Here is a 7,622-nt window from a genome sequence, read left to right as displayed (position 1 = left end):
GATGCTGCCAGGCGGGTTGTGCAACCCTGCCCACAAGGGCACGATGATAACCCCGGACTCCAGTTATGACTGGAGGAGTTTTGGGGAGCACGTCAAGTCATCCCCCTGGCGATGCGAGCCGCAGTCAGGATTTCGGGCAGTTCCCGCACCCTCGCGACCGATGGCAATAACTCTGGACCCGCACGACTCCCCGAAAAGGGACGGATTTCTTCTTCGAGCTTCGAGATCTCGGAAACCAAGGCTGCACGCTCCGTCAAGGCGTCCTCTGAGTCAGGCACTACCCTGCCAGCGTCCAGCCGCGCCAGATCGGCCACGCGTCGCATCAGGGCCCTGCGTGCCTCCTTCAGTCGTTCACCGTGCTCCATTCGTCAGTTGTGTTCCATCCGGGCTCGCAGCTGAAAAATCGTCGATATCCGCAGAATCAGTCGGGCGCGGACGTGTGTGATAGGGGTGCGGGCGACCTGTGGGCACCAAGCTTCAGCGGCGCAGCTTCGCGAGCGGGGCTCGAAACTGCCTCTAGAGACAGCCCATCCAGCCCCTCGAACATCTGTCGCAAGTAGGTCAGCATTGTCGCACCAAACTCTCATGCAGGGCCGCCGATCATCAGCGGCTTAATGATACAGTTTGCTGCTTCCGTGGCTAGAGGTCCCGGGCATTCGCAGAACATGCGGGCTGCTTCCTCGCCCAGGACGCAACAGTCACGGCTCGACATCAGCCGCGTTTCGAAAATATCGGATCGATGGCGGCGCATCCGTTTGAGATAAACTCATAGCCTTCGCGCAACGGCGGTAGTGCGCTGTCGATCCGCGGATCGCCAGGGCTCGGGCTCATGGCCGCCACGGCGTAAGCTCGAAGCCTCCGTCGAAAGGCAGCGTCGCCGACCGAAAACCATCGTGGGGATCGCGCATCCGAGAGGAGATAGTCGCGATAGTCCCAGCAGAAGCGAACGACGTTGTCGCACAGCAACATAGCGGCGGACCGCAACTGAGGGATGAGAAGGTCCAGCGCCGGTCTAGCCATCGGTGCCCATATGTCCATCAGCACAAATTTGATGTTGCCGCCCACGTCGCGCAGGGTACGCTCCGCTGATCCCCGCGTTCAACATCGCCGCGCCCAGATTAGATACGCGTCTCCGAACACTTCGAGATCCTCGATCTCGAAGTGGTGCAGGCGGCCATGTCCCGGACCGCCATTGGGCTGCCTTGCCTGGATAGAAATCGCGTCCGGTCGCTTTCGCGACCGAACTCGACGCCCAAAAAGTCCAACGCGGTGGAGTCCAGCATTTCAGCAATCGGCAGCAGCGTAAAGCGATGCTCGTTAACGTGGAACAGTAGGTCGCCGGGTGCCAGGTTCAGCGCCAAACGAGCCTGATCAGCAGCGTCGGCCCACCGTCCCGCGCCGAAAATGATCGGCAGCTGACCGCAGCGCCTGCACGAGAAGCCGACGACGCGCATTTTCCGTGACCGGTGGTTTCATGCGTCATTCCGTCGATGCTCGGTCGGCAGGTGCGCTTCAGGATGGCGGGAGGATATACCGATGCGCAACAGGTGGCCGAGGGATCTGATGTTGGCGGCGAAAAGCCCCGCCGCGAGAGCCAAATAGGCCCAGGCCAGCCAGGTCAGGGTGGCGATCGTCGCTGCGGAGTCGCCGAGAAAGCGTAGCGCCAGTCCGATCTGCGCCAGGAACAGAACCGCCAGCGCGACCGCGCCGACGAGATGGAGGCGCAGACGCAAGAGCAGCGCAATGCCAAAGAGCGACTGGGCGGCGGTCAGGAAGAATTCCTCGTGCTGGCGTGCGTCGAGCGGCAGCGCGGTGAGGCCGCCGGCGCCAAAGGACATCGCCAACGGCAACATGCCGACGAGCAGTGTCCATTGATTGATCTTGTCAGAGATCATCGTTGTAAGCCCGGCGGCGGCACGACCGGACAGCACGAACAGGATCGCGATCGTCACGGCGGGCGCTTCGCTGGCGAGCGGCGCGAGCCATTGAATGAGCAGGAACTCGTCGAATCCGAGCCGACGACCGGAATCGACCATCGCCTCGGCAAAGGGTTCCGCCGACACCAGGATCACCGCCGCCGCAATGACGGTGAGCGCGCCCATGATGAGCCATTGCCGCCGCAAAGAGAGCGCGGCGAGCGCAGCCGCCGGGCCGGGTTCGTCATCCTCATCCTCGTCCTCGTCGGCCTTTGGGAGCTGGCCGGCGCGCCAAAGATAAGCGCCGAAGATGGCGATGAGCACTGTGGTATCGAGAAGGCCGATTTCGTCGCGCAGTAGTATCGTGAATGACCAGGCCGAGCCGATCAGCAGGAAGATGATCTCTGCGGCATTGACGGAGGAAAGGACGATCTCGCGTTGTCGGGTGCGGAGCCAGTGGATGAACATGAGTAGCGGCCATGCCAAGCCGACAAGGAGGCGGTTCGCGCCCGTCATGTTAGCGGCTGCGTAGTGGACGTAGCTAGAGCCCGGGTTTTGTCCTGCGACATAGGCATAATAGAAGTCGACCGCATATTCGGGCAACACGGTGATCAGCGCTATGATTGCGACGATCAACCCCTGACTGATGCGCTTCTCCGCAGCTTCGGCGCCCCAGGAGAGCATGAAGCCGGCTGCCAGTATCGCCATGCCGAACAGCAATGCGTCGAGGAGCGGATCCGGTCGCCATCCCCCCGTCCGCAGCGCGATCGCCGGGATTGTCGCCGCGACGGCGATGCCCAGAAATGTGACGAACCTTCCAAACGACGGTCGCGTGTGTGCAGAGGTTGTCATACAGACCTCATCCGTTGGGTGACTGTGCCGGAAGACCGGGCGCTTCGAACAAAATTTCGACGGCCTCGAGAGTGATCAACCCGATCCCCGAAATATCGGCGAGTGAAGCGGCGAAGGCGCGAAGGCGTGCGCTTTCGTCGATGATCTCGATGATGAGGGGCTGGTCCTCCTCCAGCAAATGGTGCCGGTGCCGGTGCGGACTGTGGCCGAAGCCAAAGAACGCGCGCACGACCGTCATACCCGCCAGTTCCGCGCCGCTCGCACGCGCCGCTACCACCTCGAAGACTCTCTCGTCGCCGAAATAGGCTGCCTCGTCAGTGTAGATGCGCAGCAACTTCATTCTCGCCACGGCGTCTCTCCTTCAGCATCGGAGGCGGCGGCGCCGGCCGCCCTCAATCCCTGCTTATCCTTCCAGCGAGTCCAATGCTCTCCCTGACCAAGGACCACTTTCGAGATCGCGGGCAGGACGAGCAGCGTGAGGATGGTCGCCGCGACGAGGCCGCCGATCACGACGGTCGCCAGCGGCTTCTGCACCTCGGCCCCGGTGCCGTGCGCCAGCGCCATCGGCACGAAGCCGATCGCCGGCACGAACCCGGTCATCACGACCGCGCGCATCTTTTCGGTCGTGCCCTCGATGATCGCCCGGCTGAGTTCCACGCCGGCATCGAGCCGCTCGCGGATCGCCGTCATCACAACCAGACCGTTGAGTACCGCGACGCCCGCGAGACAGATGAACCCGACCGCCGCCGATACCGAGAAGGCGATCCCGGTCATTGCGAGGGTGAACACGCCGCCCGCCAGACCGAGCGGCACTGCGAGGAACACCGCTGCTGCCCGGGCGAAGCCGCCCAGGGCCATGTAGAGCAAGCCGAAGATCGCCGCGAAGCACAGCGGCACCACGATCGCGAGGCGCTGCGAGGCGGCCTGGAGGTTCTGGAACTGCCCGCCCCATTCGAGATAGGAGCCCGCCGGCAGCGCCACCTTGTCGACCGCGGCCTGGGCCTCGGCGACGAACGAGCCGACGTCGCGCCCGCGAACGTTCGCCTGGATGACAACGCGGCGCTTGCCGTTTTCGCGGCTTACCTGGTTCAGACCTTCATTAAAGCGAAACTGCGCGACCTGACTGAGCGGTACGGTTTCGCGCTTGCCGTTCGCTTCCTGCGGCAGCAGCACGGGCAACGCGGCGAGCGCATCCAAACTCGTACGCGTGGTCTCCGGCACGCGTACGGTGACCTCGAACCGCCGATCGCCTTGGAACAGCAAGCCGGCCTCGCGCCCGCCCATCGCGGCGGCGACCGTATCGGCGACCTCCTCGACGGTGAGCCCGAACCGGGCGATCGCCGCTCGGTCGAAATTGACGTCGAGCGTGGGCGAGCCGGCGGTCTGCTCGGCCTTGACGTCTGCCGCTCCACGGACCGACTTGAGCACCGAGACGATCTGCTGCGCGGTCGCGCCCATCTTGTCGAGATCGTCACCATAGAGCTTGATCGCGACGTCGCCGCGAACCCCGGCGATCAGCTCATTGAATCTGAGCTGGATCGGCTGGCTGACCTCATACACCTGCCCGAGCCGGGCGCCGGCCGCATGCTCAATGCGCGCGATCACGTCGGCCTTTGTGCGCACGCCTGCGGGCCACTGGTCCTGGGGCTTCAGGATAATGTAACCATCGGACATGTTCTGTGGCATCGGGTCGGTCGCGACCTCCGCGGTGCCGGTTTTGGAGAACATCAGCTCGACCTCGGGCAAGCTCGTGACCGCGCGCTCGACGCCGCGCTGCATGGCGAGCGATTGCTCGAGCGCGACCGAGGGCACCCGCATCGACGACATAGCGACATTCTTTTCGTCGAGCTGGGGAATGAACTCCTGCCCGAGCAGGCCAAATACAAACACCGACGCAGCGAAGAAGGTAAAGCCGACGCCAATGAACGGCCACGGCCGGGCGACGGCGCGTTCCAGCCAGGGCGCATAGTGAGACTTGGTCCGCGCGATCAACCAGACCTCCTTTTCCGCCACCTTGCCGCGGATCAGTAAGGCGACCATTGCCGGCACGAAAGTCAGGGCGAGGATAAACGCCGCGACCAAAGCGAGCATGATGGTGATCGCCATCGGCGAAAAGGTCTTGCCCTCGACCCCGGTGAACATGAGCAAAGGGGCGAAGGCGAGCAGGATGATGGCCTGACCGAACACGGTCGGCTTGATCATCTCCTGGCTGGCCCGCATCGTCTCTTCGAGACGTTCGCGAAGCGTCAGCAGCCGGCCTTCATGCGCCTGGCGATGCGCTAGTCGCGCGAGGCAATTCTCGATGATGATGACGGCACCATCGACGATCAGGCCGAAATCCAGAGCGCCAAGGCTCATCAGATTGCCGGGTACCCGGAAGGCGTTCATGCCGATCGCCATCATCAGGAACGAGAAGGGGATGACGAGCACCGCGATCACCGCGGCGCGCCAGTTACCGAGCAGCAGGAACAGGGCCGCCGCGACCAACAGCGCGCCTTCGGCGAGATTGCGCTGGACGGTCTCGATAGTGGCGTTGACCAGTTTCGAGCGGTCGAGCACCGGTGTGATCTTGATCCCGGCCGGCAGCGATTTGGCGATTTGCGCCAGCCGGTCGCCCGCCGATCGCGCCACGATCCGGCTATTCTCGCCGATCAGCATCAACACCGTGCCAATGACGACCTCATGTCCGTTTACGCTGGCCGCACCGGTACGCAGATCGCCGCCGACATGGACGGATGCCACCGCGCTGACCGGCACCGGAACGCCGCCGCGCGTGGCTATGATGGCGCCGGCGATCTCGTCGATGTCGCGGATGCGCGCGTCGGCACGCACGAGGAACGCCTCGCCCCCGCGGTTGAAATAATTCGCACCGACCGCGAGATTCGCGGCTTCCAATGCCTTCGCGAGTTCGGAATAAGAAATGCCATAGGTAGCAAGCTTCACGGGGTCGGGTTCGACGACGAACTGCTTTTCGTAGCCGCCGATCGAATCGACGCCGGCGACGCCCTGGACAGTGCGCAGCTGCGGCTTGATTATCCAGTCCTGCACGGTCCGCAAATAGGCAGTGCGCGACAGGTCATCGGTCAATCGCTCGCCCTCGGGTGTGAGGAAACTACCGTCGGACTGCCAGCCCGGCTGGCCGTTGCGAACGGTCGCACCCTTGCCGCCCGGGTTGGCGAAATCGATCTCGTAGAACAGCACCTCGCCAAGGCCGGTGGTGACCGGGCCGATTTGCGGCTGCACGCCTTCAGGCAGAGTGTCGCGGGCTTGGGTGAGTCGCTCGCTGACTTGCTGACGCGCGAAATATAGGTCGGTCTGGTCGGTGAAGATCGCGTTGACCTGGCTGAAACCGTTGCGCGAGAGCGAGCGCGTGGTTTCCAGTCCCGGAATGCCCGCCAAGGCGGTCTCGATGGGGAAGGTTACACGCTTTTCGATCTCGATCGGCGAAAGCCCGCGTTCGACGGTGTTGATTTGGACTTGGCGGTTGGTGATATCGGGGACGGCGTCGATCGGCAGCTTGGTCAGCTGCCAGGCGCCGATGCCGGCAATGGCGAGGAAGAGCAGCAGCACCGCCCAGCGCGCCCGGACGGACAATCCGATGAGACTTGCGATCACGGCTATTCCTCCTCGCCCGTGCCCTTGGAGAGCTCGGCCTTGAGGAGAAATGCCTGTCGAGTTGCGATCGTCTGGCCGCCGGCCAGTCCGGTAAGCACTTCGACGCGTCCGGCGCTCCGGCGGCCGAGCGATACCGGAACCGCAAGGAAGCCCGCGGCGGTCCTCACGAACACGACATCGCGGCCCTCGACCGACTGAACGGCTTCTTCGGGCACGACGATCGCCGTCGAGCTTTCACCGCGGCTCGGCTTCAGGCGGACACGGACCGCGAGACCGGGCTGCAGCTCCCCACCATCGACGTTGAGCACCGCGGTCGCGGCACGCGTTTCACCATTGAGCGTCGGAGTCACGGCGCGGACGCGCGCATTGACCGTGCGGCCGTTGGGCATCTCGATCACGGCAGTGTCACCCGGTGCGATACGGGCCGCATCGACGGAGCCCACCGACGCTTCCACTTGTACCAGGCGCGGATCGGCGACGCGAAATAGTTCGGCCTCGGGCTGCACGAACGCGCCCAACGTCACGCTGGCGACCGTCACGCGGCCGGAGATCGGGCTCGTGACGATCACGCCACGGCCATCGCTGGTGACACGGGCCGCACTTGCGGAAACCTGCGCACGACGCACCTCGGCCTGCGCGGCAGCATAGTCTGCCTCGGCACGTTCGAGATCGACGCGCGCCGAAACGCGTTGCCGGACCAGATACCGTTCGCGTTCGAGATTCTTGCGAGCCAGTTCGGCTCGGGCATTGGCGACCGTCCGCTCGGAGGCGAGCTGTGCTGCATCACGGCTCTCCACGATCGCGAGCGGTTCGCCCGCGCGGACGCTGTCGCCGAGGCGCTTGAAGACGCGGATAACCGCGCCGCTCGCCCTGGCCGTGACCACTGCCTCCCCGTTCGGGGATGCGGTGACCGTGCCTTGCGCGACGACCTCGGCTCCCAGGCCGCCAGCGTTGACGGCTTCGGTCTCGATGCCAGCTGCCTTGATCGCTTCGGCGGTCATCGCGACGCTGTCTGGCGCTGCTTCCGCCTTTGACGGCTCATCCTTTTTGGCTTCCTGCGCGGCAGGGGCCGGAACGGATGGAGATGTCAGGCGAGCGACGGAGAAGCCCCCCACCGCGGCGACGAGCACGGCCGCGCTGACGCCGCCAAGGAGGCGCTTATCGTTGAAGTTCATTGCGTGTCTCCGGAAAGCGAAGGGGCCGGCGTCGTCAGGCGCGCCAGGCGGGCTTCGGCATCAT

6 protein-coding genes are annotated in these 7,622 nt (G+C 64.4%); all 6 read right to left on the bottom strand.

Annotation, left to right across the window (positions count from 1 at the left end; genetic code table 11):
* Positions 1-711: 711 nt before the first annotated feature.
* The 6 genes from BGP17_RS08330 to BGP17_RS08305 are packed head-to-tail and all read right to left on the bottom strand — an operon-like array spanning position 712 to position 7,558.
* Positions 712-1,065 (bottom strand): hypothetical protein, encoded by a 354-nt coding sequence (locus BGP17_RS08330; protein ID WP_286711654.1) that lies wholly within the window; start codon positions 1,063-1,065, stop codon positions 712-714.
* Between the two features lie 53 nt (positions 1,066-1,118).
* Positions 1,119-1,454, bottom strand: coding sequence for a hypothetical protein (locus BGP17_RS08325; RefSeq protein WP_286711653.1), 336 nt, complete (start codon positions 1,452-1,454; stop codon positions 1,119-1,121).
* An 18-nt stretch (positions 1,455-1,472) separates the two neighbouring features.
* Positions 1,473-2,768 (bottom strand): calcium:cation antiporter family protein, encoded by a 1,296-nt coding sequence (locus BGP17_RS08320; protein ID WP_286711652.1) that lies wholly within the window; start codon positions 2,766-2,768, stop codon positions 1,473-1,475.
* Positions 2,769-2,775: 7 nt separating this feature from the next.
* Positions 2,776-3,108, bottom strand: a complete 333-nt coding sequence (locus BGP17_RS08315) for a DUF190 domain-containing protein (RefSeq protein WP_286711651.1) — start codon at positions 3,106-3,108, stop codon at positions 2,776-2,778.
* Positions 3,105-6,383 carry an efflux RND transporter permease subunit gene (locus BGP17_RS08310; protein WP_286711650.1) on the bottom strand — a complete coding sequence of 1,093 codons (3,279 nt, stop codon included), beginning with the start codon at positions 6,381-6,383 and terminating at the stop codon, positions 3,105-3,107. Before BGP17_RS08310 ends, BGP17_RS08315 begins: the two co-directional genes overlap by 4 nt.
* 2 nt (positions 6,384-6,385) lie before the next feature.
* The gene (locus BGP17_RS08305) at positions 6,386-7,558 is read right to left on the bottom strand and encodes an efflux RND transporter periplasmic adaptor subunit (protein WP_286711649.1); all 1,173 of its coding nucleotides are present in this window, start codon (positions 7,556-7,558) and stop codon (positions 6,386-6,388) included.
* Positions 7,559-7,622: the final 64 nt, after the last annotated feature.

The sequence above is a fragment of the Sphingomonas sp. 67-41 genome, assembly GCF_001899725.1.
In the GTDB taxonomy this organism is placed as follows: domain Bacteria; phylum Pseudomonadota; class Alphaproteobacteria; order Sphingomonadales; family Sphingomonadaceae; genus Sphingomonas; species Sphingomonas leidyi.
The sequence above is the reverse complement of the archived record's forward strand: the minus strand, read 5'-3'. Positions and strand labels throughout refer to the sequence as shown.